Raw genomic sequence first — 25688 nt, forward strand, 5'->3', positions numbered from 1 at the left:
CCCTAGATCGGCGGAAGGTGGAGTGGGGGGGGTGGGGGTTACTCCCACTCGATGGTGCCTGGCGGCTTGCTGGTCACGTCGAGTACCACCCGGTTCACCTCGGCCACCTCGTTGGTGATCCGGGTGGAGATCCGGGCAACCACGTCGTAGGGCAGTCGTGACCAGTCCGCGGTCATCGCGTCCTCGCTGGAGACGGGGCGCAGCACCACGGGGTGACCGTAGCTGCGCCCGTCTCCCTGCACGCCGACGCTGCGCACGTCGGCGAGCAGCACCACCGGGAACTGCCAGACGCCCCGGTCCAGGCCGGCGGCGGTCAGCTCCTCGCGGGCGATCAGGTCGGCCTCGCGGAGCAGGTCGAGGCGCTCCTGGTCGACCGCGCCGATGATCCGGATGGCGAGGCCGGGGCCCGGGAACGGGTGCCGCCAGACCATCGCCTCGGGCAGGCCCAACTGGAGGCCGAGCGCGCGGACCTCGTCCTTGAACAGCGTGCGCAGTGGTTCGACCAGCGCGAACTTCAGGTCCTCCGGCAGGCCGCCGACGTTGTGGTGGCTCTTGATGTTGGCGGTACCGGTGCCGCCGCCGGATTCCACCACGTCCGGGTAGAGGGTGCCCTGGACCAGGAACTCCACGTCGCCGTGGGAGGCGATCTCGCGGGCCGCGGCCTCGAAGACCCGGATGAACTCCCGGCCAATGATCTTGCGCTTCTGCTCCGGATCGGTCACGCCGGCCAACGCGCCGAGGAACCGGTCGGTCGCGTCGACCACCTTCAGCTTGATGCCGGTGGCGGCCACGTAGTCCTTCTCCACCTGCTCGGCCTCGCCGGCACGCAGCAGGCCATGGTCGACGAAGACGCAGGTGAGCTGGTCACCGACCGCCTTGTGCACCAGCGCGGCGGCGACCGCCGAGTCCACCCCGCCGGACAGGCCGCAGATGACCTCCTTGTCGCCGACCTGGGCGCGGATCCGGGCAACCTGCTCGTCGATGATGTTCTCGGGCGTCCAGGTGGGCTCGATGCCCGCGATGTCGTACAGGAAGCGGGTCAGCATCTCCTGGCCGTGCGCGGTGTGCCCGACCTCCGGGTGGAACTGCACGCCGGCCCGACGCCCGACCAGGTCCTCGAATGCGGCCACCGGCGCGCCCGCCGACTCGGCCGTCACCGTGAAGCCCTCGGGCGCCTCGGTGACGGCGTCGCCGTGGCTCATCCAGACGGGCAGGTCCGCCGGCAGGTCGCGGAGCAGCACACCGGGGTCGAGGAGGCGGGGCCGCAGCGGCGTGCCGCCGTACTCGCGGTTGCCGGTCTTCGCGACGGTGCCGCCGAGCGCCTGGGCCATGGCCTGGAAGCCATAGCAGATGCCGAAGACCGGCACCTCGGCGGTGAAGACGCCCGCGTCGATCTGCGGCGCGTTCGGCGCGTAGACGCTGGCTGGGCCGCCGGAGAGGATGATCGCGGCGGGGTTCTTCGCCAGCATCTCGGCGATCGGCATCGAGTGCGGCACGATCTCGGAGTAGACCTTCGCCTCGCGGACCCGGCGGGCGATGAGCTGGGCGTACTGGGCTCCGAAGTCCACCACGAGGACGGGGCGAGGCAGGCTCATGTGCACAAAGCCTACCGACAGTCACGGCCACCCCGGGCACCGCCCGACCCCCTCCCTCCGCGATCTTGCACTTACTGCCCGCCCAAAAGCCGCATCTGCCGCCTACCGGCGACCGGAACCGCAAGATCGCCGAGGTGAGGATCGGGTCAGGGACGCAGCGCGGCGGGGGCGTCCACCGGCACCGCCGGGTGGCGCGGGGGTACGGGTGCCAGCCGTCGGTACGGCGTACCGAGCGCTGGGCGGGGATCCTCCTCGGCCTTGTTGGGCCAGAAGGACATCGCTCGTTCCGCCTGCGCGGTGATCGTCAAGGACGGGTTCACGCCGAGGTTGGCCGAGACCGCGGCGCCGTCGACGACGTGCAGCCCGAGGTGCCCGTACACCCGGTGGTAGGGGTCGATCACCCCGTCGGCGGGAGTGGCCCCGATCGCCGCCCCGCCCAGGATGTGCGCCGTCACCGGGATGTCGAACGGCTCGGTGAGCGAACCACCGGGCGTACCACCGATCTCCTCGGCGAGCAGCCGCGCCGCGGTGTTGCCGGCCGGGATCCAGGTCGGGCTCGGCGTGCCGTGGCCCGGGCCGGTGACCAGCCGGCGGCCGAACGCGCCGCGCCGCCACCTGGTGGTCAGCGAGTTGTCCAGCGACTGCATCACCAGGGCGATGACCGTCCGCTCCGACCAGCCGCGCACCGACACCATCCGGGCTGCCAGCCCCGGCTGCCGCACGATGCTGCCCAGCCAGCGCCGGACCCGGTGCGGACCGCCGTCGACCAGCAGCGACTGGAGCAGCCCCATCGCGTTGGAGCCGCGCCCGTAGCGGACCGGCTCGATGTGCGTCTGCGGGTCGGGGTGGAACGAGCTGGTGATGGCCACCCCCTCGCTGAAGTCCAGGCCCTCGGCCCTGGCCCGCTGGCGCGGCACCGAGGCGCCCAGGATGGCCTCCGAGTTGGTGCGGGTCAGCTCGCCGAGGCGGGGCGAGAGCCCAGGCAGCGCGCCATCGTCCTTCATCGCGTGCAGCAGCCGCTGGGTGCCGAGCGACCCCGCGGCGAAGACCACCTGTTCGGCGTGGATCACCTGCCGCCCCTTGCGCAGCCACCTGCCGGTGCGCTCGGTGTGCACCTCGTACCCGCCGTCGGCGGCCGGTTCGACGGCGGTCACCGTGGTCAGCGGGTGCACCGTGGCGCCCAGCCGCTCGGCGAGCCAGAGATAGTTCTTGACCAGCGTGTTCTTCGCCCCGTGCCGGCAGCCGGTCATGCACGAGCCGCAGTGCAGGCAGCCGGTGCGCTCCGGGCCGGCGCCGCCGAAGTACGGGTCGGCGACCCGCTCGCCGGGGCGGCCGATGTGCACGCCCACCGGGGTGGCGTGGAAGGTGTGCCCCACCCCCATCCGCTCGGCCACCGACCGCATGGCCCGGTCCGCGCCGGTGTTCACCGGGTACGTGGTGACACCGAGCATCCGCTTCGCCTGGTCGTAGTGGCGGGCCAGCTCGTCACGCCAGTCGGTGATGTCCCGCCACTGCGGGTCGGTGTAGAAGGCCGGCAGCGGCTCGTAGAGGGTGTTCGCGTAGACCAGTGAGCCACCGCCCACCCCCGCGCCGGAGAGCACCAGCACCCCACCGCCGGAACGCCGGTCGGCCGGGCGGAGCAGAGTGATCCGCTGAATGCCGTAGCAGCCCAGCTTCGGTGCCCAGAGAAATCGGCGGGCCCGCCAGGACGTCTGCGGAAACTCGTCGTCGGCGAAGCGCCGGCCCGCTTCCAGCACAGCGACCGAGTAGCCCTTCTCGGCCAGCCGGAGCGCGGTGACGCTGCCGCCGAAGCCGGACCCGATGACGACCACGTCATACCGCATGAAGGCATCATTACTCGTCAGTAGCGCTCGCGCCAGCGCCCGTTTTCGCGCGATCATGCACCGGCCAACCGACCGGACGCCTCCGGGCCGCAACCTGGAGCACCCGTCGGAGCGTTGTTCGGATACGGGTGGAAGGAAATCCAACATGAACCTCGCGTCGATGGCGCCGCGCCAACGGTGGCTGGTGCTGGGGCTGACGGCCCTCGCCGTCGTCGCGCTGATCGCGGCCGGGGCGGTGGTGATCACCCGGCTGACCGGCAACAGCACGCCCGACCGGACGGGATCGGTGGCCGCCTCGTCGAGCCCGTCACCGGCCGGCACGCCCACCCCCAGCCCCAGCCCGTCCGGACCGCCGCCGGGCGCCAACATCACCGGCCCGCTCAACCTGCTGCTGGTCGGCGTGGACACCCGGGTCAGCGTGCCCGGATGGGAGCCGCACTCGGACGCCGTGCTGGTGCTGCACGTACCGAAGGGGTTGGGCCGGGCGTACCTCTTCTCACTCCCCCGCGACCTGCTGGTGGACATCCCGGCGTTCCCGAAGGCCGGCTACAAGGGCGGCAAGACCAAGCTCACCCACGCGATGAGCTACGGCAGCCGGGTGCCGGGCAAACCCAAGGAGCCGAGCACAGCCCAGGGGTACGAGCTGCTGCGCAGCACGGTCAGCGGATACACGGGGCTGCGCATCGACGCCGGTGCGGTGCTCACGTTCAACGGGTTCGACCGGCTGGTCAACGCCCTCGGCGGGGTGGACATCTACGTCGACCAGCGGGTCGCCTCGATGCACCGCCGACCGGACGGCCGTTACCGGGAGAGCGCGCCGGGCGGATACACGGGGCCACAGATGGTCTACGAGAAGGGCGACCGGCATCTCAACGGCTGGCAGGCGCTGGACTACGCGCGGCAGCGCTACATCCCCGGCGGCGACTACGCCCGGCAGCGCCACCAGCAGCAACTGATCCGGGCGCTGACCCGCAAGATCCTGGACGAAGGGCTGGCTCGGCAACCGGAGCGCGTCGACCAGGTGGTCGCCGCACTGGGCGACACGCTGATCTACGTGGGCGGGCGCCGGATCGTCGACGTGGCGTACGCCCTGAGTGGGGTGCCCGAGAACCGGTTCGCGCTGGTAGGCCTGCCCGGTGCCGGCGTCGGCAAGGGCAGCGCCTACCGCGGCGAACAGCTCACCGCCACCGGCCGCCAGTTCATCACCGAACTCCGCGCCGGCCGCGCCGACGCCTACCTGGCAGCCCACCCCACCCTGGTCGTCAAATCCTGACCCGCCCCGCCCCCACCGCGCCGCCCCTCCCCGCCCTCCGCCGCCGCCCTCCCCGTTGATCTAGGGCATATCGCTGCTCTGGGAGATCAGCTCGCGGCGATATGCCCTAGATCAACGGCGCGGGGCGCGGGACGCGGGACGCGGGGCGCGGGGCGCGGGACGCCGGGGTTAGAGGGGTTTGGGGGTTGGGGGCTTTTTGGTTCCGTAGAGCCAGGCGTCGAAGAGGGCGTCGAGTTGCTTGCCGGAGATGCGCTCGGCGAGGGCCACGAACTCGGCCGTGGTGGCGGTGCTGTTGCGCTTCTCCGCCGCCCAGGTCTTGACGATCTCGAAGAACGCCTTGTCGCCCACGGCCACCCGCAGGGCGTGCAGGGTCATGCCACCGCGCTGGTAGACCGACTCGCTGAACAGCTCCTTCACACCCGGCTTGCCCGGCGGCGTCTTCCACACCTGGGCGGGCACCCTGGCGTACCGGATGTCGAACGCCTGCTTGGCGGTGTATTCCTTGGTGTGCTCGGCCCAGAGCCACTCCGCGTACGTCGCGAAGCCCTCGTTGAGCCAGATGTCCTCCCACTTGGCCAGCGCGACGCTGTCACCGAACCACTGGTGCGCCAGCTCGTGGGCGACCACCTCGGTGTTCTCGCCGCTCCGGAAGAAGCCGGCGGAGTAGACCGGACGGCTCTGCGTCTCCAGGGCGTAGGAGATCCGGCTGTCGGAGACCACCACGCCGCCGTACGCGTCGAACGGGTACGGCCCGAACACGCTCTCCAGGTAGTCGGCCACCTTGACGGTCTGCGCGATCGACGCGTCCGCGGCGCCCTTGGCCACCTTGGTGGTGACCGCGCTGTACACCGGGCGGCCCTTGTGCTGGCCAGTGGTGATCCGGAACTTGCCGATCACCAACGTGCTCAGGTAGCTGGCCATCGGCGACTTCTCCGACCACTTCCAGGTGGTCCAACCGGCCGTGCTGGCCTTGCCGCCGGGAACCCCGTTACTGACGGCGGTCAGGCCGTCCGGGACGGTGATCTCGAAGTCGTAGGCCGCCTTGTCGGACGGGTGGTCGTTGACCGGGAACCAGGTGCTCGCCGACTCGGGCTGACCCAGCGCGATGGCACCGTCGGCGGTGTGGAGGAACCCACCGTCACCGAGGGTCTCGTTCTTCAGCGGCTTCGGCACCCCCGCATAAGTGATCTCGGCGACGAACCCGTTGCCGTTGATCAGGCCGGAGGCCGGCTTGATGACCAGCTCGTTCCGTTCCCGGCTGTGGGTTGCCGGTGCGCCGTCCACGGTGACCGCGGTGACGGTCAGGCCGGCCAGGTCGAGGTTGAACGTCGACAGGTCGGCCGTCGCGGTGGCCTGCACGGTGGTCGTACCGGTCAGCTGGTCCTTCGCCGGGTCGTAGCGCACCTTGACCGCGTACCGCCCGACGTCGTAGCCGCCGTTGCCGTAGCTCGGGAAGTAGGCGTCGCCGACCCCCTGTGCGCCCGCGGTGAACGTCCGCGACGGGGTGGGGGACGCACTCGATGACGGCGCCGCCGCAGGCGTCGTCGAGTTGCACCCGGACAGTGCGAGTGCTCCGGTCACCAGCAGACCGGCACCCATCCGCAGTCTGCGCCGCGTCACCAACATCCCAAACCCTCCCCCGTACGGTGGCGGTGGCGGCGTGTGCCGCTCCGCGCGAGACGGGGGTCTCCCCGCCGTCGCAGGCGGGAGCATATCGACCGACGATCGCGGCTCGGTCACGGCAGTGTGGGCGCCGACCCGCCCACCAACCAGGCGTCGAAGAGTGGACGCAGCTGTCGACCCGCCAGCCGCTCGGCCAGCGCGACGAGGTCCGAGGTGGTCCCGTTACCCGCAGCCCGCTCGGTGGTCCAGGTGCGCAGGATGCGGAAGAACGTGTCGTCACCGACGGTCCGGCGCAGCGCGTGCACGGCGAGCGCGCCGCGCTTGTAGACAGCTGTGCCGAACATCCGCTCCCGGCCCGGCTCGACCGATGGCTGCGACCAGTCGGTCGCCGCGTACTGGAGATCGAAGTTGCGCTGCGCGGTCCGGCCGCCGTCGTGCTCCTCCCACAGCCACTCGGCATAGCTGGCGAAGCCCTCGTTGAGCCAGATGTCACTCCATCTGCTGAGCGACACGCTGTCGCCGAACCACTGATGGGCCAACTCGTGCGCGATCACGCCCGGGTTGGGCTGGTCGTCGGTGAAGAAGGCGGGCCCGTAGACGGGCCGGGACTGGGTTTCCAGCGCGTACCCGATCCGGTCGTCGGCGACCACGATCCCGCCGTACGAGTCGAACGGATACGGGCCGAACCGGCTGGCGAGGAAGTCGACGATCTCACCGGTGCGGGCCAGTGAGCTGGCCGCGCCGCCGGTCGCCGGCAGGCTCGCCGCCACCGCGGTGACCATCGGCCGGCCGGCGTGACTGCCATTCAGCACGCGGTAGTCACCGATCACCAGCGTGCTCAGGTAGCTGGCCATCGGGGCGCGCTCCGACCAGCGCCAGGTGGTCCAGCCGTCGGCGCTGCTCTTCGGCCCGGGCACCCCGTTGCTCAGTGCGGCCAGGCCGTCCGGAACGGTCACCGCCAGGTCGTAGCTGGCCTTGTCCGATGGGTGGTCGTTGACGGGGAACCAGGTGGCGGCCGAGTCGGGTTGGCCGAGCGCGACCGCACCGTCGGGGGTGTGCAGGAAGCCGCCACTGCCCAGCGCCTCGTCGGTGGCGGTGGGCACACCCGCATAGTCGACTGTCACGGTGAACTGCCGACCGCGTGGGAGCCCGTCGTGTGGGGTCACCACAAGTTCGCCGTCGTCGCGGCGGTGGTCGGCCCGTGCGTCGCCCACGCTCACCGTGCCGACGTCCAGGCCGATGAGGTCCAGATTGAACCGGGACAGGTCCTGGGTGGCTGTGGCCGTGATGGCGGCTCGACCGGTCAGCCGGTCGGTCGACGGGTCGTAGCGGACGTCCAGGCCGTAGTGCGTGACGTCGTAGCCGCCGTTGCCGCGCCCCGGAACGTACGGGTCGCCCGCGTCAGCGGCACCGGACCGGAAGCCGTCGTCGTCGCCTGTGCAGCCGGCAGTGACCAGCACGACCGCGCAGGTCAACGCGGTGGCGGTGGCGGCCAGCCGGTTCCTCGTGGGCGTCCGTCCGGTAGGGACCATGAACACTCCTCCTGCGGCATCCCCGGTCAGGACGAGCGTAGCCAGCGCCACCGGACACACGGCCGATATTGACGATCATCAGTTACTTTCGTTCAAACAAACAAAAGTTACCGTCGATCTATCCTTTCTTTCGGCTTAGACCAACGTTAGTGTCTGTCTCCACCTCTGCTGATCGTTATCGACGGCAACCACCGTCGCGAAAGGTGGAACCATGCCAGACCACACCGCACCCGCCGCCTCCTCCCCCAGCCGGCTCAGCCGCCGGTCCCTGCTCGCCGCCTCCGCCGGCGCCGCCGCAGCGCTCGGCGCGGCCGGCCTGCCGGTCCTCGCCACCGGCACCCCCGCGCTCGCCAACCCCAAGGACAAGAACAAGCTGCGGGTCGAACCCCTGATCCCGGCGAAGAACCGCGGCATCATCCTCTACAGCGTCCGGGACCGGATCACCGCCGCACCCGACGACAGCGGAGTGCCGTACGGCTTCGAGCGCGTCCTCGCCCGGCTCGCCGAGATCGGCTACAAGGAGATCGAGTTCGCCGGCTACACCCAGAGCACCGAGATCCTCGGCCGGCAGATCACCCCGGCCGAGATCCGCAAGATCCTCGACGACAACGGCCTGGTCGCCAACGGCACCCACGCCTCGATCCAGGCGGCCACCTTCCAGCAGCAACTGGACATCGCCGAGGAACTCGGCATGAAGAACATCGGCACCGGCAGCGACCCGACCAACAGCGCGTACAAGGCCGAGTGGGACGCCGCCGCGGACACCTGGAACGAGCTGGGCCGGCAGGCCCGGGCCCGGGGCATGCGGCTCTACACGCACAACCACGACACCGCGTACAGCTTCCTGATCGACCGTGGCCCGCGTGACGCGCAGGGCCGGCAGACCCGATCCTCCGGCATCCGCCGACTGGAGTACTTCTTCGAGATCACCGACCCGCGGTACGTCTTCTTCGAGCTCGACATCTACTGGGCCTACGTGGCCCGCTACAAGCACCAGAAGTACGTCAACCCGGCCGGCGAAGAAGTGACCGACCTTTTCGACCCGATCCTCACCGTGGCCGACCGGACCACCCGGTTCCCGCTCTTCCACGCCAAGGACGGTGACCGGGACACCAGCGTTCCCAACGGTTACCAGATGATCCCGCTGGGCGAGGGTGACCTCAACTTCCAGCAGTTCTTCCAGACCATCGGCGAGCGGAACTTCCACCACGCCAACTGGGAGATGGACACCGCCCCCGGCGGCGCGGAGAACAAGAGCCAGTCGCTCGACTTCGCGGCGACCAGCTACCGCAACATGTCCGACCTGACCATCTACGTCGAGAAGTGACCCCCGGCTGAACGCGACGAAGGCCGACCCCGCACCACAGCGGGGTCGGCCTTCCGGCGTCTGACGGACAGGTCAGCGGTCGAGGACCAGGCCGACCTTCTGGAACTCCTTCAGGTCGCGGTAGCCACACTTGGCCATCGCCCGACGCAGCCCACCGAACAGGTTGAGCTGACCGTCGGCCTCGTCCGCCGGGCCGAAGAGCAGCTGCTCCATCGACCCGAGTGGCTCACCGGCGACCTCGAAAGCACCCCGGGGCAGCGACGGGTGGCTCGCCGCCGAGTGCCACCAGGCACCACCGGCGGGCGCCTCCTCACAGAGCGACAGCGGCTCACCGAGCATCACCGCGTCTGCGCCACAGCCGAGCGCCTTGGCGATGTCGCCCGACGTCTGGATGTCGCCGTCGGCGATCAGGTGCACGTACCGGCCGCCGGTCTCGTCGAGGTAGTCACGGCGGGCCGCCGCGGCGTCGGCGATCGCGGTGGCCATCGGCACCCGGATGCCCAGCACCGACTCGGTGGTCGACCACTCGTCGCCGCCGATGCCCACGATCACACCGGCCGCGCCGGTGCGCATCAGGTGCAGCGCCGTCTTGTAGTCCGTGCAGCCGCCGACGATCACCGGCAGGTCGAGGTCGGCGATGAACTCCTTGAGGTTCAGCGGCTCGTCGGTGGTCGACACGTGCTCGGCCGAGACGATGGTGCCCTGGATGACCAGGATGTCCACCCCGGCGTCCAGGATCACCGGGGCCAACGCCAGGGTGTGCTGCGGGGAGACCCGCACCGCCACCGTGCCGCCGCCGGCCCGCAGTTCACGAACCCGCTCGGCGATCAGGTCCGGGCGGATCGGCTCGGCGTACACCTCCTGGAGCCGCTTGGTGGCGCGGGCGTCCTCACCGAGGCCGGCCAACTCCTCCAGCACCTTGGTCGGGTTCTCATAGCGGGTCCAGAGCCCCTCGACGTTGAGCACGCCGAGGCCGCCGAGCTCACCGAGACGCACCGCCGACGACGGGCTCATGGTGGCGTCGGAGGGGTGGCCGACGCACGGAATGCCGAACGGGTACGCGTCGAGCTGCCAGGAGGTCGAGACGTCGTCGACGTCCCGGGTCCGGCGGCTCGGCACGATGGCGATGTCGTCCAGGTGGTAGCCGCGCTGCGCTGTCTTGCCCAGCCCAATCTCGACCACGTCACGCATGGAAACTCCAGGTGTCTTCGGGGGTGGTGGGGGAGGTCAGCGGGTGTGGTAGTTGGGCGCCTCGACGGTCATCTGGATGTCGTGCGGGTGGCTCTCCTTCAGCCCGGCCGCGGTGATCCGGATGAGCTGGCCCCGGCGGTGCAGATCGGGGATGTTCTCCGCACCGGCGTACCCCATCGCGAGCCGCAGCCCGCCGACCAGCTGGTGGGCCACGCGGGAGAGCGGCCCCCGGTAGGGAACCTGACCCTCCACGCCCTCCGGGACCAGCTTGTCGTCGCTGAGCACGTCCTGCTGGAAGTAGCGGTCCTTGCTGTACGACTTGGCCTGGCCCCGGGACTGCATTGCGCCCAGCGAGCCCATCCCGCGGTACGCCTTGTACTGCTTGCCGTTGACGAAGATCAGCTCGCCGGGGCTCTCCTCGCAACCGGCCAGCAGGCTGCCGAGCATCACCGTGTCGGCACCGGCCACCAGGGCCTTGGCGATGTCGCCCGAGTATTGGATGCCGCCGTCACCGATCACCGGCACACCCGCCGGGCGGGCGGCCCGGGCCGCCTCCATGATCGCGGTCACCTGCGGCACGCCGACCCCGGCGACGATCCGGGTGGTGCAGATCGCTCCCGGCCCCACGCCCACCTTGACGCCGTCGGCGCCGGCGTCGACCAGCGCCTTCGCGCCGGCGTACGTGGCCACGTTGCCGCCCATGATGTCGATCGTGACGTCGGACTTGAGCCGGCGGACCATGTCCAGCACGGCCCGCTGGTGGCCGTGTGCGGTGTCCACGATCAGCACGTCGACGCCCGCGTCGACCAGGGCACGGGCCCGCTTGTAGGAGTCCTCACCAACGCCGATGGCAGCGGCGACCCGGAGCCGGCCGGCGTCGTCCTTGCTGGCGTCCGGGTACTGCTCGCTCTTGGTGAAGTCCTTGACGGTGATCAGGCCGCGCAGCCGGCCCGACTCGTCGACGATCGGTAGCTTCTCGACCTTGTGCTGGCGCAGCAGCGCCAGTGCGTCGTCCTTGCTCACCCCGACCCGGGCCGTGATCAGCGGGGTATGGGTCATGATCTCGCGGACCGGCGTGTCCGGCTCGGAGACGAAACGCATGTCCCGGTTGGTGACGATGCCGACCAACTGGCCGTCGCCGTCCACCACCGGCACGCCGGAGATGCGGTAACGCCCGCACAACTCGTCGACCTCACGCAGCGTGTCGTCCGGGCGGGCGGTCACCGGGTTGGTGATCATGCCGGACTCGGAGCGCTTGACGAGGTCGACCTGGAGCGCCTGGTCCTCCATGGAGAGGTTGCGGTGCAGCACGCCGATGCCGCCTTGGCGGGCCATGGCGATCGCCATCCGCGCCTCGGTCACGGTGTCCATAGCGCTGGACAGCAGCGGAATGGACAGCTCGACGTTGCGGGTGAGCTTCGTCCGGGTGTTGACCCGGCTGGGCACCACGTCCGACTCGCCCGGCTGCAGCAGCACGTCATCGAAGGTCAGACCGAGTGGAACCACCCGGGCAGAGCCGGCCGGCAGCTCGGGCAGGTGGCCGCCCAGGTCGGCGTGCTCGACGCCGGCCAGAAGCTCGTTGTTGGGCGAATTTTCCACGATTGCTCCCCTGAGCTGCTCGGATGGGCTTCAGCGAGGTGGCGCGGGCGGGCACCGGAGCGCGCCACGATGCAAGCACGTCGTCTCATCGTACCCAGTGAGCTGGGCGACCTGTCCGTGGCGGGCCGGCCCGGCGAGAGGCCGGGGGGCGGACGTCCGCGCCGCGTTGGGTCTACGGTGAGGGGGTGCACGACGAGCCCATCGACCCGTTCAACGGCGACCCGGCCGATCCGACCGCGGGTCTGGACGACCCGGGCGACGACGCGACGCCGGATCCGCTGACCGACGTCGAGCGGCAGGACGTGCTGGAAGACCTCGCCGACCTGGAGATCTACCAGGCACTGCTGGCCCCGATCGGGGTCCGCGGGCTGGTGATCGAATGCGAGGACTGCCGGGAGCCGCACTACTTCGACTGGGATCTGCTCCGGGGCAACCTGCGGCACCTGCTCAACTCGGGTCGGCCCCGGGTCCACGAGCCCGCCTACGACCCCGACCCGGACCACTACGTGACCTGGGACTACGCCCGTGGGTACGCCGACGGGGTGCACGACACCCTGACCGAAGGCACCGAGGACGAGCCGGACGCCCCGACCGCCACGTAGGTGACGGCGGCGCGCGGCGCGTGCCTCAGGCGACCAGGCCGGCGCGGAAGCCAGCCGCCACCGCGTGCGCCCGGTCCCGGGCACCGAGCTTGCGGAACAACCGGCGGGCGTGCGTCTTGACGGTGTCCTCCGAGACGAACAACTCCCGGCCGATCTCCGCGTTGCTCTTGCCCTCAGCCATGCCGAGCAGCACCTGAAGCTCGCGCTCGGTGAGCCCGACCGACGCCCGGACGGGCCGGGTGTTCGGGGCGGGCCGGGCCACGTCGGTCTGGTCGGCCGCCGACTCGCCGTTCGCCGACTCGGCCTCGTCGTCACCCCGCTGCACCGGCACCGACGGCACACCCGCCGGTGCCTCGCCGGGCGTGCCCGTCCAACCGGGCTCGCCGGAGCCACGCGGCGACGGCCCGGAACGACCGGAACCACCGACCGCCGCGGCGTCCCGGGCCGGATCGGTGATCCGTTGGCGGGAAGCCCGACCAGGCGCGGTGAGCAGCAGCAGAGCCTTGGCCACTGCGCTGGTCAGGTCCTGGTCGACATTCTGGATGAGACCCCGGGCTCCGGCACTGATGGTGGCCGCGGCGGCCTCGGACTCCTCGGTGCCGAGCAGCAGCACCGCGGCCTGCGGCGCGCGGGCCAGCACCCGACGGACGAAGCCGGCGCTGTCCGGACGGGTGAGGGCCGTGTCGGCCAGCACAACGTCGGCCGGTCGCTCGGCCAACCGCAGCATCACCTCAGGATCGGAGACGGCGGTACGGACGATCGCGGACAACCCCAGTCGCGCGGCAGCAGAAGTAAGGTGCTGCGCCGCGAGTGGTGTCCGAACGCACACAAGAACGGTACGCACTGTGGTCTCCTCTCCGCCAACGAGCAGACCATGACGGGGTCGGCTGGGGAGGGGGTTCCGGGCAATCCTTCGAACTTTTCCGACAGATAGGGCAAAACCGGCAATTTCGATGACGTTTTCGATCACAGATGTGTGAGTCGCCGACGGCCCGGGTACCGGAGATCCAGGCCGGGAACGGTGCGCCTGCGCGGCCCGCCGCCCGGATGCCGGCCACAAGGATTCTCGCGGAGCCGCGCGGGAGGAGGGGTGCTGATGTCGAACGTACGTAGACTGCCCGGACCCATCGTCGATCTCTGGGACTGGCAGCGGCTCGGTGCCTGCCGAGGGCGGGACAGCGCTCAGTTCTTCCACCCCGACGGTGAGCGCGGGTCGTCCCGGCTGCGCCGCGAGTCCGCCGCCAAGGCCGTCTGCCGCGCCTGCCCGGTCCGGGCCGAGTGCGCCGCACACGCCTTGTCGGTCCGCGAGCCGTACGGCGTGTGGGGTGGCTTCAGCGAGTCGGAGCGGCTGCGGCTGCTCGCCGTCGGCTGGGAGGACCTGGCCGACCGCCGGCACGCCCGAGTCGACGTCGCACGACTGGAAGCCCGACTGGGCCGCCCGCACAAGTCGACCGTTCCGGCCCAACGCAACGTCGCCTGACCCGACACTCCCCTACATTCGCGAAACCGCGCCCCCGACTCGGAGGCGCGGTTTCACGTCTGCCAAGCGCGAACAGACGATCACACCAGATCGCCGATATCGGGGTATCGCGTCGGGCCGGATACCCCAACATCGCCAATCTGGAGTGGATCGCCGCCCCTGGGCGTTTGCTGCCCCCTCCCCGCCGGCACGGCCGGCTGTCCGGGTATCTGACGGGGTGGTGTTGCGCGGGCTCAGAGCGACAAGGCTCACCGGATATTTCTGGGCAGATCCGACGTCCCACTCGAAGTGTGCGGGGGGCGGCAGGCACCCTCCGGCGTGCGGTCGCAGCGGACGCCTCCGGCGTGCGGGGGCGGCAGGCACCCCAGGCAGGCGGCCCAGGCAGGCGGCCCCTCGCATCGGTCGCGGCAGGCACCCCGCGGCAATGCGGTCACGACGGCCACCTCCGGCACGCGATCACGGCAGGCGGCCTTCCGAGGTGATCGACTCGGTGTCGGGGATGTCGCGGTGTCCGGGGCGGGTGATGCCCCAATGTCGGCGATCTGGAGTTGACCATGCGTCAGGCGAACGCCGTGCCGCCGGCAGCGTGCACGATTACGCGTCGAATGTCCCGGTTTGCAGGGCCTCCGGGCTGTGACCGGTCGCACCCGCGGCCTGGAATCATGGCGGGCCCGGGGTCGTTACATACCCTGACGATCGCAGGACCACCGGCCCGCCACCCCGCGCCTCAGGGTTGGAACGCCGACCCCGGGTGGGAGCGCCCACTCCTCGGGTTTGAGCGCCGACCCCTCGGGTTTGAGCGCCGACCCCTCGGGGTTGGAATGCCAGGCCCCGCCCGGTCGTTACAGTCCCCACGAACGACCGCTCGGCCACCGCCTCCACGAGGGTGCCGACGGATGGGCCACCCCCGGAATGACCCCGGCCCCCCGGTCGTTACACCTGGACCCGGCGCCACGAGCCCTCCGCCCGTAGGCCGCCGACCCCGGCGCCCCACGCCGCCCCCGGCCGAAGGCGCCGACCCCAAAAACTTTTCCCCTTGTACGTGATGCGCCCGGACGAGGTGCTCACACCCGGCACGCCGTCCCCCCGTTTGGCGGCTGGGTGTCCTTACCCCCGAAGGAGCTAACTCTCATGAACACGATCATTCGTAAGAGCGTGCTGTCTGTTGCTGGTCTCGCGTTCGCCGGTGGTGTCTTCGCCGGTCCGATCGCCGCCCACGCCAACCCGGTCGACGGCAAGCCCGTCGCGGTGCAGACGGTGAAGCCGCAGGGCGACCAGTCCCACATCACCCTGAACGACGAGCAGAGCGCCAACGTCAAGGCCATCATCGCCGCCACGAAGAAGGCTGGTCTGCCGGAGCGGGCCGCGGTCATCTCCATCGCCACGAGCCTGCAGGAGTCGAAGCTGGAGAACCTGGGCCACCTCGGCGACGCCAACGACCACGACTCGTTGGGCCTGTTCCAGCAGCGCCCGACCAGCGGGTGGGGTACGCCGGAGCAGATCACCGACCCGGCCTACTCGACGGCCGCATTCCTGAAGGGCCTGAAGCAGGTCGACGGGTGGCAGGACATGCCCCTGACCGACGCCGCGCAGACGGTGCAGGTCTCGGCGTACCCGGACGCGTACGCGCAGTGGGAGCAGCAGGCCACCGACCTGGTCGCCCAGCACTGGAACAGCTGACCCCCACACACGCCACCGCATGACCTGGACCGCTGGCCGGCATCCCCAACCCGGGGGATGCCGGCCAGCGGCGTTTCCACGCCCTGCACACCCCGCTCAGGTTGGTGGTGCGCGCGACGCACGGTCCGGTAGGGGGACGCGCTGTAAGCGACGCGCTGGCCGGGGTGCGAACGCGCTGCGAGCGCGACGCACTGTCCCGGGGCGCCGGCCGTTGTCCGGGGCGCGCGAACACGCTGGAAGCGACGCGCTGGCCCGGTGCCGGGACGCGCTGCGAACGACGCACTGGCGGGTGCGCGAACGCGCTGCGAGCGACGCGCCGGCTGGTGCGGGAGGCGGATGACCTTGCCCCAACTGGCGCCTAGCCGCAGACCTTGGACATCTCCGTTAGCTGCTGACGGAAACTGTCCGATCTCCACGGAGGGACCGCTGATCAGTTGAACGGCCCAGCGGCGGGCGGGCGGCGGGCGACCGTCCGTCGCATGCGAGCGTCAGCGGACGGTGACAGTGACCGTGTGCCAGCCGGTGGCACCGTCCGGGACGACGTCCTGCTTACGCTCGGTCTGGGTTTCGCCGGTCGCGTCGGTCGCCCGGACCTGGAGCCGGTGCTCGCCGGGCGTGGCGTCCCAGCGCCAGGACCACTGCACCCAGGTGTCCACCGACACGGTCGGGGCCAGCTCCGCCTGCTGCCACTCGCCGCCGTCGACGCGGACCTCGACCTGGCGGATGCCCCGGTGCTGCGCCCAGGCCACGCCCGCGACGGTCACCGGACCGGTGGTCAGCCGATTGCGTCCCCGGGGCGTGTCGATCCGCGACTGGGTCTTGATCGGCCCTTCGACGGACCAGCCGCGCGGCACCCAGTACGCGTCGAAGTCGGCGAACCGGGTCAGCTCCAGCTCGGTCACCCACTTGCAGGCCGACACGTAGCCGTAGAGGCCGGGCACCACCATCCGGACCGGGAAGCCGTGCTCGACCGGCAGCGGCTCGCCGTTCATGCCGACCGCCAACAACGCGTCCCGCCCGTCGCGCAGTGCGGCGGTGGGGGTGCCGCAGGTCCAGCCGTCGACCGACCGGCCGACGACCTGGTCGGCGTCCTCGTCCGGCTCGACCTCGTCGAGTAACTCTCGCAGGGGTACGCCGAGCCAGCGGGCGTTGCCGATCAGGTCCCCGCCCACCTCGTTGGAGACGCAGGCCAGCGTGACGTACCGCTCGACCAGCGGCCGGGCCAGCAGGTCGGCGTAGGTGTAGGTGCGCTCGGTGCCGACCCGCCCGTGGATCCGCAGCCGCCAGGTGTCCGGGTCCACCTGCGGCACCACCAGTGCGGTGTCGATCCGGTAGAAACCGAAGTTCGGGGTGACGTAGGGCGCGAGCTGTGTCAGCGAGAGGTCCGCGCCCGCCGGCAGAGCCGGTGCGGGGGCGACCGGCGCGGGCAGCCGGATCGCGTCCCGGGCGGCGGACACTCCGCGCCGACCGGCCAGCCAGCGCCCGCCGAGGCCGGCCACCACGGCCGTGCCGAGCAGCACCCCGCTGCCGGTGAGGAACCGCCGCCGCGACTCCGGGTCGACCTCCGGCGCCGGCGCCCTCGGCTCAGCCGCCGCCGACGGCGGCTCGGCCGGGCTCACCGGCACCGGCGCGGCGGGAGTCACCGGCACTGGCAGCTCCTCCCGGGCCGACGAACCAGCCGACGAACCAGCCGACGAACCGGGCAACGGGCCAACCGACGAACCAGCCGACGAACCGGGCGACGACCCGGCCGACGAACCAGGCGACGAACCAGGCGACGAACCAGGCGACGAACCAGCCGGTGAACCGGACGACGACACCGGCGCTGCGGGAGGCGTTGGTGGGGACCAGGACCAGGGGTCCAGCTCGAACGGACCGGCGATGAACAACCAGAGCACCAGGGCGCCGAGACCGGCGCCGACCAGCGACGGCAGTGCGTCGGCGACGTCCGCACCGGAACGGGTCAGCGCGGCGGCCACGCCGACGGCGCCGAACGCGGCGATGCCGGCCAGGCCGAGTGCCAGCCGGCGGACCGCCAGCACACCGAGCAGCGCGGCGAACCCTCCGAGCAGCAGGGCCGTGCCGACCAGCAGCGCGATCTTGTCGGCGGTGCCGAAGAGGTCGATGGCGAACTGCTTCAGCGATTCGGGGACGGCGTCGACGACAACCCCGCCGACCGCGACCAGGGGCGCCGACCGGGGGCCGGTCAGCACTGCCACCGGTTCGGCGATCCCGATCGCGACGGCGGCGGCGGTCACTCCGGCCAGCGCGGCGTACCGCCGTGACGTGGTGCTCATCGGCCCAGTGTGCGCGATCATCGCGCCCAGTCGCCAACGCCGACGCCGACGCCGACGTCAGCGTCAGCGTCAGCGTCAGCGCCCGGTGATGACCCGCAAGACGAGCCGGGGCACACCGCCATACGGCGGTGCGCCCCGGGACGGGTGTCGCTACCGGGTCAGAAGCCCGGGCCGTGCTGGTGGCCGTGGCCGTGCCCGCCTGCGGCGGCCGGCTCGGCCTTCTCCGGCTTCTCCACCACGAGGCTCTCCGTGGTGAGCAGCAGACCGGCGATCGAGGCGGCGTTGGTGACCGCGTTGCGGGTCACCTTCACCGGGTCGATGATGCCGGCCTTGACCAGGTCGACGTACTCGCCGGTGGCGGCGTCGAGGCCGTTGCCCCACTGCATGTCGGCGACCTTCTGGGTCACGACGTAGCCGTCGTGACCGGCGTTCTGAGCGATCCAGCGCAGCGGCTCGACGAGCGACTTGCGCACGACCGAGACGCCGACCTTCTCGTCACCGGTGAAGCCCAGGTCGTCGTCGAGGACCGAGCGGATCTGCACCAGGGCGGCGCCGCCGCCGGGCACGGTGCCCTCCTCGACCGCAGCCTTGGTCGCCGCGATGGCGTCCTCGATGCGGTGCTTGCGCTCCTTCATCTCGACCTCGGTCGCCGCACCCGCCTTGATCACGGCGATGCCACCGGAGAGCTTCGCCAGCCGCTCGGCCAGCTTCTCCCGGTCCCAGTCGGAGTCGGAGGCCTCGATCTCCTTGCGGATCTGGGACACCCGGTCGGCGACGTCGGACTTCTGGCCGCCGCCGTCGACGATCGTGGTGTTCTCCTTGTCGACCACGACGCGCCGGGCGGTGCCGAGCACCTCCAGGCCGACCTGGTCGATCTTGTAGCCCAGCTCCGGGGCGACCAGCTCGGCGCCCGTGGAGATCGCAATGTCCTGGAGCATCGCCTTGCGCCGGTCACCGAAGCCCGGAGCCTTGACCGCGCAGACCTTGAGGGTCTTGCGCAGCGAGTTGACCACCAGGGTGGAGAGCGCCTGGCCGTCCACGTCCTCGGCGATGATCAGCAGGGGCTTGCTGTTCTGCAGGACCTTCTCGAGCAGCGGCAGCAGCTCCTCGATCGCCGAGATCTTCTGGGTGGTGACCAGGATGTACGCGTCCTCAAGGACGGACTCCTGACCCTCCAGGTCGGTGACGAAGTTCGGCGAGATGAAGCCCTTGTCGAACTGGAGACCCTCGGTCACCTCCAGCTCGGTGGTGAGCATGGTGCCCTCCTCGACGGTGATGACACCGTCGCGGCCGACCCGCTCCATCGCCTCGGCGATCAGATCACCGATCGTGGCGTCCTGCGCGGAGATCGTCGCCACGTTCGCGATCGACTCCTTGGTGGTGACCTCTGCGGCACGGCCGAGCAGCGCCTCGGAGACCTTGACGGCCGCCGCGTCGATGCCCCGCTTGATGCCGGCCGGGTTGGTGCCGGCGGTGACGTTGCGCAGACCCTCACGAACCATCGCCTGGGCCAGCACGGTCGCGGTGGTGGTCCCGTCGCCGGCGACGTCGTTGGTCTTGGTCGCCACCTCCTTGACCAGCTGCGCGCCAAGGTTCTCGTACGGGTTGGTGAGCTCGATCTCCTTGGCGATGGTCACACCATCGTTGGTGATCGTGGGCGCACCGAATTTCTTGTCCAGAACGACGTTGCGCCCGCGCGGGCCGAGGGTGACCTTGACCACATCCGCGAGGGCGTTGACACCGTGCTCCAGCAGGTGCCGGGCGTCGTCCGAGAAGCTCAGGATCTTCGCCATGTATGTCCCTTCGAAGCGCCATTGCCCCGGCCCGGCGAGCCGGACCGGGGCAGTGACACTGATCGGTTGCTTACTTCTCGATGACCGCGAGGACGTCGCGGGCGGAGAGCACCAGGTACTCCTCGCCCGCGTACTTGACCTCGGTGCCGCCGTACTTCGAGTAAAGGACGGTGTCGCCGACGGTCACGTCAACCGGGATCCGGTTGCCGGAGTCGTCAACGCGCCCCGGGCCGACAGCGAGGACAGTGCCCTCCTGCGGCTTCTCCTTGGCGGTGTCGGGGATCACGATGCCCGACGCCGTGGTGGTCTCAGCCTCGTTCGCCTGGACCAGAATCCGGTCCTCGAGCGGCTTGATCGCTACCTTGGTCGCCGTAGTCACGGGCATACCCTCCTGGGGTACTGGTTTCGTTGCTGGCCGGCGGGGCCGACCAGCGTCAATTGCCTCATGCCACCGGGCGGGACCGTCGTCGCGGGTGCCGGTCCGCCTGGCGTGCGCACCCGGGTCGCGAGACCCGGAAGCTGGCACCCTCAGGGTGAGAGTGCTAATCGCAGGTTATTCCGTGGCTAGCACTCCGTCAAGGAGAGTGCCAGCGCGCCGTCCTCCGTGTCGCCACAGTTCCGCCAGTCGTCACCGCAACAGCCGCCACGCCCACCGACTGACACCACCGTCGGGGCAGCCCGGCCGGGCCGGGACAATGGCCGGGTGGATCTCGATCAGCTGGCGGCGCTGCGTACCCCCGAGGGGTCGGCCGCGCTCACAGCGGCGGCCGGGCTGGCCGGCGGTGATCCGTTGGCCGCGGCGTCGGCGCTGCGCGCGGCCGGGGTGCCGCCGACGCTGGCCGCGGCGGCACTCACCCAGGCCGAGCTGCGCCGCCGGGCGGTCGGCAAGTTCGGCCCGACCGCCGCGGGGATGTTCCTCACCCGCCCAGGCCTGGAGCAGGCCACCCGTCGGGTGGTCGCCGACCGTCGGGCCGCCCGGCTGTACGCGGCCGGCGTGCGCACCCTGGCCGACCTCGGCTGTGGCCTCGGCGCCGACGCGCTGGCCGCCGCCCGCGCCGGCATCCGGGTGTACGGGGTGGAGGCCGACCCGGTGACCGCCGCGATGGCCGCCGCCAACGCCGCGGCGGCCGGGCTGGCCGAGCTGTTCACGGTCGAGTGCGGAGATGCCACCGGGTTCGACGTGTCCCGGGTCGACGGGGTCTTCTGCGACCCGGCCCGACGCACGACCGGCACCGGGCGACGGATCTTCGACCCCCGTGCCTACTCGCCACCGTGGGATTTCGTCACCGGGCTGGCCGAGCGGGTGCCGCGCACCGTGGTGAAGGTGGCACCAGGCCTGGACCACGCGCTCATCCCGGCCGGCGCGGAGGCGGAGTGGGTTGGCGTGGACGGCGACCTGGTCGAGGCCGCGCTCTGGTGCGGCGAGCTGGCGGAGGTGCCCCGCCGCGCCACGCTCTACCGCCAGGAGGGCGTCGAGGCCCACTGCCAGCAGCTCACCGGCTCGGGTGCCAACGAGGCGCCGGTCGGGCCGCCGCGCCGCTACCTGTACGACCCGGACCCGGCGGTGGTCCGCGCGCACCTCGTCGCCGAACTGGCCGACGAACTGGACGCCACCCTCGGCGACCCGACCATCGCCTACCTCTACGCCGACCACCCGACCCGCACCCCGTACGCGCGCTGCCTGGAGATCACCGACGTGCTGCCGTTCTCGCTCAAGCGCCTGCGGGCGCTGCTGCGGGACCGTCGGGTGGGCCGGGTGGAGATCCTCAAGCGCGGTTCCGCGCTCACCCCGGAGCAGCTTCGGCGGGATCTGCGGTTGGCCGGCGACGCGGCGGCGAGCCTGGTGCTCACCCGGGTTGGCGGCGCACCGACGGTGCTCGTCGGCCGGCCGGTCGACTAGCGTCGGTGGCGTGGCAGGACAGGGCACTCCGGCAACGGCACTGGTGGTCAAGCGCGGAGTCGCGCATCGCACCCATCCGTACCGGGTGGCGCCGGACGCCCCGAACTACGGCGCGTTGGTGGCGGTCGCGCTCGGCGTGGCACCGGAGCGCGTGTTCAAGTCGCTGGTGACCGAGGTCGACGGCGCGCTCACCGTGGCGGTCGTCCCGGTCACCGGCGAGCTGGATCTCAAGGCACTCGCGGCTGCGGTCGGTGGCAAGCGGGCGGTGCTGGCCGACCGTGCGGTCGCCGAGCGCGCCACCGGCTACGTACGCGGTGGGATCAGCCCGCTCGGGCAGCGTCGGCGGCTGCCCACCGTGCTGGACGACTCCGCGTTGACCCTCCCGACGATCTACGTCTCGGCCGGTCGGCGCGGCCTGCAACTCGAACTGGCCGCGGCGGATCTGGTGGCGCTGACCGACGCCCGCACCGCGCCGTTGCAGACCCGCTGAGGGCTTTCATTACGGTCGACTCCTCCTGGGTAGCCGGGGAGTAACAGTCGCGTTGCTGAATTGTTATCGCTCCCAACGAACTTGACACCTGCGCAGCCTTGTGGACTCGCGACGGTGCGCAATACGTTGCCGGACACAACAAAACAACACCTCCCCCACCCCCGAAAGGACCCTGCACATGCGTAAGGGGATCCTCACCATCGCCGCCGTGGGCCTGCTCACGACCGGCGGCTTGACCGCCTGTGGCAGCGACTCCGACTCCGGCACGGCCGACTCCGCCAAGACCCCCAAGATCGGCGTGATCCTCCCGGACAGCAAGTCCTCCGCCCGCTGGGAGACCGCGGACCGTCGGTTCCTGGAAGAGGCGTTCAAGGCCGCCGGCGTTCAGTACGACATTCAGAACGCCCAGAACGACAAGACCGCCTTCCAGACCATCGCCGACCAGATGATCACCAGCGGCGTCACCGCCCTGATGATCGTCAACCTGGACTCCGGCACCGGCAAGGCCGTGCTCGACAAGGCCAAGTCGCAGGGCGTCGCCACCATCGACTACGACCGGCTCACCCTCGGCGGCTCCGCCCAGTACTACGTCAGCTTCGACAACGAGACCGTCGGCAAGCTCCAGGGCGAGGGTCTGGCGAAGTGCCTGACCGACCAGGGTGCCAAGAACCCGGTAGTCGCGTACCTGAACGGCTCCCCCACCGACAACAACGCCACCCTGTTCAAGGCCGGTTACGACTCGGTGCTCAAGCCGAAGTTCGACTCCAAGGAGTACGTCAAGGGCCCCGACGACGCGGTGCCGGCGTGGGACAACGCGCAGGCCACGACGATCTTCGAGCAGCAGCTCACCAAGGCCAACGGCAAGATCGACGGTGTGCTGGCCGCCAACGACGGTCTCGGCAACGCCGCCATCTCGGTGCTGAAGAAGAACAAGCTCAACGGCAAGGTTCCGGTGACCGGGCAGGACGCCAGCACCGAGGGTCTGCAGAACATCCTCGCCGGCGACCAGTGCATGACCGTCTACAAGGCGGTTCGGGAAGAGGCCAAGGCCGCTTCCGACCTGGCCATCGCGCTCGCCAAGGGCGAGAAGAAGGACACCGGCCAGTCGGTGAAGGACGGCGACCGTGACGTCCCCTCGGTGCTGCTCACTCCGAAGGCCATCTACAAGGAGAACGTCAAGGACGTCATCGCCGACGGCTACGTGACCAAGGAAGAGGTCTGCGCCGGGGCGTACGCCAAGCTCTGCGCCGACGCCGGCATCAGCTGACCGACGCCGCAGTACCCGCCGGAACGACCATCGCCGCCCGGCACGGGAGCACCCTCCCGTGCCGGGCGGCGCCGCCGGACGGGCCCCGACCCTCCCTTAAGAAGGAGACCCCCGTGTCCGCGACCCCCCTGCTGGAACTCCGCGGGATCGACAAGAGCTTCGGTCCCGTCCAGGTGCTCCGCGACGTCGCCCTGACCGTCCACCCGGGCGAAGTGACCGCACTGGTCGGCGACAACGGCGCCGGCAAGTCGACCCTGGTGAAGTGCATCAGCGGCATCCACCCCACAGACGCCGGAGAGTTCCTGTTCAACGGTGAACCGGTGCACATCGGCAGCCCTCGCGACGCCGCCTCGCTCGGCATCGAGGTCGTCTATCAGGATCTCGCGCTCTGCGACAACCTGGACATCGTGCAGAACATGTTCCTCGGCCGGGAGAGGCGCAGCGGCATCGTCCTGGACGAGCCGACCATGGAACAGCTCGCTGCCGAGACCCTGGCGGGGCTCTCCATCCGCACCGTCACCTCACTTCGCCAGCACGTGTCCAGCCTCTCCGGCGGCCAGCGTCAGACCGTGGCCATCGCCAAGGCGGTGCTGTGGAACAGCAAGCTGGTCATCCTGGACGAGCCGACCGCGGCGCTCGGCGTGGCACAGACCGCCCAGGTGCTCGAACTGGTCCGCCGCCTCGCCGACAACGGCCTTGCCGTGGTGCTCATCTCGCACAACATGAACGACGTCTTCGCCGTCTCCGACCGGATCGCCGCGCTGTACCTCGGCCAGATGGTCGCCCAGGTGAAGACCACCGACATCACCCACGCCCAGGTGGTCGAGCTGATCACCGCCGGGCGCTCGGGCGGGCTCGGCCTCGCCACCGACCCGGGCAGCAACGGCGACGGCACGCAGCCGGCCGAGTCGATCACAGGAGGCCACCGATGACCACCACCGCCGTGCGGAAGGACGGCCCGGGGGCCGTCACACCGGCGCCGACCGTCGGAGGCCACGTCCGCAATTACCTGAGTCGCGTACGCGGTGGCGACGTCGGCGCGCTACCAGCCGTGCTCGGCCTGATCGTGCTCTGCAGCGTCTTCGCGATCATGCGGCCGTCGTCGTTCCTGTCGGCCGGCAACTTCGCCAACCTCTTCACCCAGGGCGCGGCGGTCACGCTGATCGCGATGGGCCTGGTCTTCGTGCTGCTGCTCGGCGAGATCGATCTCTCCGCCGGCTTCGCCAGCGGCGTCTGCGCGGCGGTGCTGGCCAATGTGGTCACCGTGCTCGGCTACCCCTGGTGGGTCGCCGTGCTCGCCGCCGTCGCCACCGGTGTGGTCATCGGCACCACGCTCGGCATGCTCGTCGCGAAAATCGGCATCCCGTCCTTCGTGGTCACCCTCGCCGGGTTCCTCGCCTTCCAGGGCGTCGTGCTGCTGCTCGTCAAGGAGGGCACCAACATCTCCGTCCGCGACGAGGTGCTGGTCGCCATCGCCAACCGCAACCTCGCCCCCACGCTGGGCTGGGCGCTGGCCGCCCTCGCGGTCATCGGCTACGCGGCGGTGCAGCTGCTGCGCCACCGCAACCGGGTGGCCCGCGGTCTGATCACCGACCCGCTCGCGGTGGTGGCGCTGCGGATCGGCGGGCTCGCCATCATCCTCGGCACCGCAGTGTACGTCCTCAACCTCGAACGCAGCCGCAACGTCCTGATCAGCTCCCTCAAGGGTGTGCCGATCGTGGTGCCAATCATCGCGGTGCTCCTGATCGTGTGGACCTTCGTGCTCCAACGCACCAGCTACGGCCGGCACATCTACGCCGTGGGCGGCAACCGGGAAGCGGCCCGCCGGGCCGGCATCGAGGTCGATCGGATCCGGATCTCGGTCTTCATGATCTGCTCGTCGATGGCCGCCGTCGGGGGCATCGTGGCGGCCAGCCGGGCCAACTCGGTCGACCCGAACACGGGGGGCAGTAACGTACTGCTCTACGCGGTCGGCGCAGCGGTGATCGGCGGCACCAGCCTCTTCGGCGGCAAGGGCCGCGTCCTCGACGCTGTGCTCGGCGGCGCGGTGGTCGCGGTCATCGAAAATGGAATGGGCCTGATGGGGTACAGCGCGGGAGTCAAGTACGTGGTCACCGGCGTCGTGCTGCTCCTTGCCGCCAGCGTCGACGCTCTCTCCCGCCGCCGCGCGGCAGCCACCGGCACCCGCTGACCGC

19 protein-coding genes and 1 pseudogene are annotated in these 25688 nt (G+C 70.7%); 10 read left to right on the forward strand and 10 right to left on the reverse strand.

The window, feature by feature from the left end; all coding sequences use genetic code 11:
* Positions 1-38: 38 nt before the first annotated feature.
* Together guaA and ABZT18_RS06035 are read right to left on the reverse strand one after the other, a co-directional pair.
* Positions 39-1595: a glutamine-hydrolyzing GMP synthase gene (gene guaA, locus ABZT18_RS06030; protein ID WP_354995101.1), complete on the reverse strand. Its 1557-nt coding sequence runs from the start codon at positions 1593-1595 to the stop codon at positions 39-41.
* A 146-nt stretch (positions 1596-1741) separates the two neighbouring features.
* Positions 1742-3439, reverse strand: coding sequence for a GMC family oxidoreductase (locus tag ABZT18_RS06035; RefSeq protein WP_354995100.1), 1698 nt, complete (start codon positions 3437-3439; stop codon positions 1742-1744).
* Between the two features lie 145 nt (positions 3440-3584).
* On the opposite strand from ABZT18_RS06035, the gene ABZT18_RS06040 reads away from it, so the two are divergent.
* Positions 3585-4712, forward strand: a complete 1128-nt coding sequence (locus ABZT18_RS06040) for an LCP family protein (RefSeq protein ID WP_354995099.1) — start codon at positions 3585-3587, stop codon at positions 4710-4712.
* 168 nt (positions 4713-4880) lie between these two features.
* Here ABZT18_RS06040 and ABZT18_RS06045 read toward each other — a convergent pair whose 3' ends face one another.
* Together ABZT18_RS06045 and ABZT18_RS06050 are read right to left on the reverse strand one after the other, a co-directional pair.
* Positions 4881-6338, reverse strand: a complete 1458-nt coding sequence (locus ABZT18_RS06045) for a M1 family metallopeptidase (RefSeq protein WP_354995098.1) — start codon at positions 6336-6338, stop codon at positions 4881-4883.
* A gap of 110 nt (positions 6339-6448) precedes the next feature.
* Positions 6449-7867 (reverse strand): M1 family metallopeptidase, encoded by a 1419-nt coding sequence (locus ABZT18_RS06050; RefSeq protein WP_354995097.1) that lies wholly within the window; start codon positions 7865-7867, stop codon positions 6449-6451.
* A 211-nt stretch (positions 7868-8078) separates the two neighbouring features.
* Here ABZT18_RS06050 and ABZT18_RS06055 point away from each other — a divergent pair, with 211 nt between their 5' ends.
* Entirely contained in the window at positions 8079-9194 is a 1116-nt protein-coding gene (locus ABZT18_RS06055) for a sugar phosphate isomerase/epimerase (protein ID WP_354995096.1), read from the forward strand.
* 72 nt (positions 9195-9266) lie between these two features.
* Here ABZT18_RS06055 and ABZT18_RS06060 read toward each other — a convergent pair whose 3' ends face one another.
* Together ABZT18_RS06060 and guaB are read right to left on the reverse strand one after the other, a co-directional pair.
* Positions 9267-10385, reverse strand: a complete 1119-nt coding sequence (locus tag ABZT18_RS06060; RefSeq protein ID WP_354995095.1) for a GuaB3 family IMP dehydrogenase-related protein — start codon at positions 10383-10385, stop codon at positions 9267-9269.
* 36 nt (positions 10386-10421) lie between these two features.
* Entirely contained in the window at positions 10422-11984 is a 1563-nt protein-coding gene (gene guaB / locus ABZT18_RS06065) for an IMP dehydrogenase (protein WP_354995094.1), read from the reverse strand.
* Between the two features lie 185 nt (positions 11985-12169).
* Between guaB and ABZT18_RS06070 the strand changes: the two genes are divergently transcribed.
* The gene (locus ABZT18_RS06070; RefSeq protein ID WP_354995093.1) at positions 12170-12586 is read left to right on the forward strand and encodes a DUF5319 domain-containing protein; all 417 of its coding nucleotides are present in this window, start codon (positions 12170-12172) and stop codon (positions 12584-12586) included.
* Positions 12587-12611: 25 nt separating this feature from the next.
* Here ABZT18_RS06070 and ABZT18_RS06075 read toward each other — a convergent pair whose 3' ends face one another.
* A complete protein-coding gene (locus ABZT18_RS06075; RefSeq protein ID WP_354995092.1) occupies positions 12612-13430 on the reverse strand; it encodes a response regulator transcription factor in 819 nt (272 codons plus the stop codon).
* A gap of 252 nt (positions 13431-13682) precedes the next feature.
* On the opposite strand from ABZT18_RS06075, the gene ABZT18_RS06080 reads away from it, so the two are divergent.
* Positions 13683-14066 carry a WhiB family transcriptional regulator gene (locus ABZT18_RS06080; protein ID WP_354995091.1) on the forward strand — a complete coding sequence of 128 codons (384 nt, stop codon included), beginning with the start codon at positions 13683-13685 and terminating at the stop codon, positions 14064-14066.
* 1131 nt (positions 14067-15197) lie between these two features.
* Positions 15198-15746: a hypothetical protein gene (locus ABZT18_RS06085; RefSeq protein ID WP_354995090.1), complete on the forward strand. Its 549-nt coding sequence runs from the start codon at positions 15198-15200 to the stop codon at positions 15744-15746.
* Between the two features lie 488 nt (positions 15747-16234).
* Here ABZT18_RS06085 and ABZT18_RS06090 read toward each other — a convergent pair.
* From ABZT18_RS06090 to groES, 3 genes and pseudogenes are all read right to left on the reverse strand, one after another.
* A pseudogene (locus ABZT18_RS06090) lies at positions 16235-17302 on the reverse strand (molybdopterin-dependent oxidoreductase); the annotation flags it as partial.
* Positions 17303-18201: 899 nt separating this feature from the next.
* Entirely contained in the window at positions 18202-19836 is a 1635-nt protein-coding gene (gene groL, locus ABZT18_RS06095) for a chaperonin GroEL (protein ID WP_354995089.1), read from the reverse strand.
* Positions 19837-19906: 70 nt separating this feature from the next.
* Positions 19907-20221: a co-chaperone GroES gene (gene groES, locus ABZT18_RS06100; RefSeq protein WP_354995088.1), complete on the reverse strand. Its 315-nt coding sequence runs from the start codon at positions 20219-20221 to the stop codon at positions 19907-19909.
* A gap of 318 nt (positions 20222-20539) precedes the next feature.
* On the opposite strand from groES, the gene ABZT18_RS06105 reads away from it, so the two are divergent.
* From ABZT18_RS06105 to ABZT18_RS06125, 5 genes are all read left to right on the forward strand, one after another.
* On the forward strand, positions 20540-21736 hold the full coding sequence (locus ABZT18_RS06105) for a methyltransferase domain-containing protein (protein WP_354995087.1): 1197 nt from the start codon (positions 20540-20542) through the stop codon (positions 21734-21736).
* 10 nt (positions 21737-21746) lie between these two features.
* The gene (ybaK, locus tag ABZT18_RS06110) at positions 21747-22226 is read left to right on the forward strand and encodes a Cys-tRNA(Pro) deacylase (RefSeq protein ID WP_354995086.1); all 480 of its coding nucleotides are present in this window, start codon (positions 21747-21749) and stop codon (positions 22224-22226) included.
* A 178-nt stretch (positions 22227-22404) separates the two neighbouring features.
* Positions 22405-23493: a substrate-binding domain-containing protein gene (locus ABZT18_RS06115; RefSeq protein ID WP_354995085.1), complete on the forward strand. Its 1089-nt coding sequence runs from the start codon at positions 22405-22407 to the stop codon at positions 23491-23493.
* Positions 23494-23606: 113 nt separating this feature from the next.
* Positions 23607-24425 (forward strand): ATP-binding cassette domain-containing protein, encoded by an 819-nt coding sequence (locus tag ABZT18_RS06120; RefSeq protein ID WP_354995084.1) that lies wholly within the window; start codon positions 23607-23609, stop codon positions 24423-24425.
* The gene (locus tag ABZT18_RS06125) at positions 24422-25684 is read left to right on the forward strand and encodes an ABC transporter permease (protein WP_354995083.1); all 1263 of its coding nucleotides are present in this window, start codon (positions 24422-24424) and stop codon (positions 25682-25684) included. Before ABZT18_RS06120 ends, ABZT18_RS06125 begins: the two co-directional genes overlap by 4 nt.
* Positions 25685-25688: the final 4 nt, after the last annotated feature.

This window comes from Micromonospora sp. NPDC005291, assembly GCF_040607415.1.
GTDB lineage: Bacteria > Actinomycetota > Actinomycetes > Mycobacteriales > Micromonosporaceae > Micromonospora.

Coding starts and splice junctions, on each gene's coding strand:
- groL (WP_354995089.1), bottom strand. CDS start 19,836: ATGGCGAAGATCCTGAGCTTCTCGGACGACGCCCGGCACCTGCTGGAG.
- ABZT18_RS06125 (WP_354995083.1), top strand. CDS start 24,422: ATGACCACCACCGCCGTGCGGAAGGACGGCCCGGGGGCCGTCACACCG.
- ABZT18_RS06050 (WP_354995097.1), bottom strand. CDS start 7,867: ATGGTCCCTACCGGACGGACGCCCACGAGGAACCGGCTGGCCGCCACC.
- ABZT18_RS06045 (WP_354995098.1), bottom strand. CDS start 6,338: ATGTTGGTGACGCGGCGCAGACTGCGGATGGGTGCCGGTCTGCTGGTG.
- ABZT18_RS06080 (WP_354995091.1), top strand. CDS start 13,683: ATGTCGAACGTACGTAGACTGCCCGGACCCATCGTCGATCTCTGGGAC.
- ABZT18_RS06055 (WP_354995096.1), top strand. CDS start 8,079: ATGCCAGACCACACCGCACCCGCCGCCTCCTCCCCCAGCCGGCTCAGC.
- ABZT18_RS06115 (WP_354995085.1), top strand. CDS start 22,405: ATGCGTAAGGGGATCCTCACCATCGCCGCCGTGGGCCTGCTCACGACC.
- ABZT18_RS06085 (WP_354995090.1), top strand. CDS start 15,198: ATGAACACGATCATTCGTAAGAGCGTGCTGTCTGTTGCTGGTCTCGCG.
- ABZT18_RS06035 (WP_354995100.1), bottom strand. CDS start 3,439: ATGCGGTATGACGTGGTCGTCATCGGGTCCGGCTTCGGCGGCAGCGTC.
- ABZT18_RS06060 (WP_354995095.1), bottom strand. CDS start 10,385: ATGCGTGACGTGGTCGAGATTGGGCTGGGCAAGACAGCGCAGCGCGGC.
- ABZT18_RS06040 (WP_354995099.1), top strand. CDS start 3,585: ATGAACCTCGCGTCGATGGCGCCGCGCCAACGGTGGCTGGTGCTGGGG.
- guaA (WP_354995101.1), bottom strand. CDS start 1,595: ATGAGCCTGCCTCGCCCCGTCCTCGTGGTGGACTTCGGAGCCCAGTAC.
- groES (WP_354995088.1), bottom strand. CDS start 20,221: ATGCCCGTGACTACGGCGACCAAGGTAGCGATCAAGCCGCTCGAGGAC.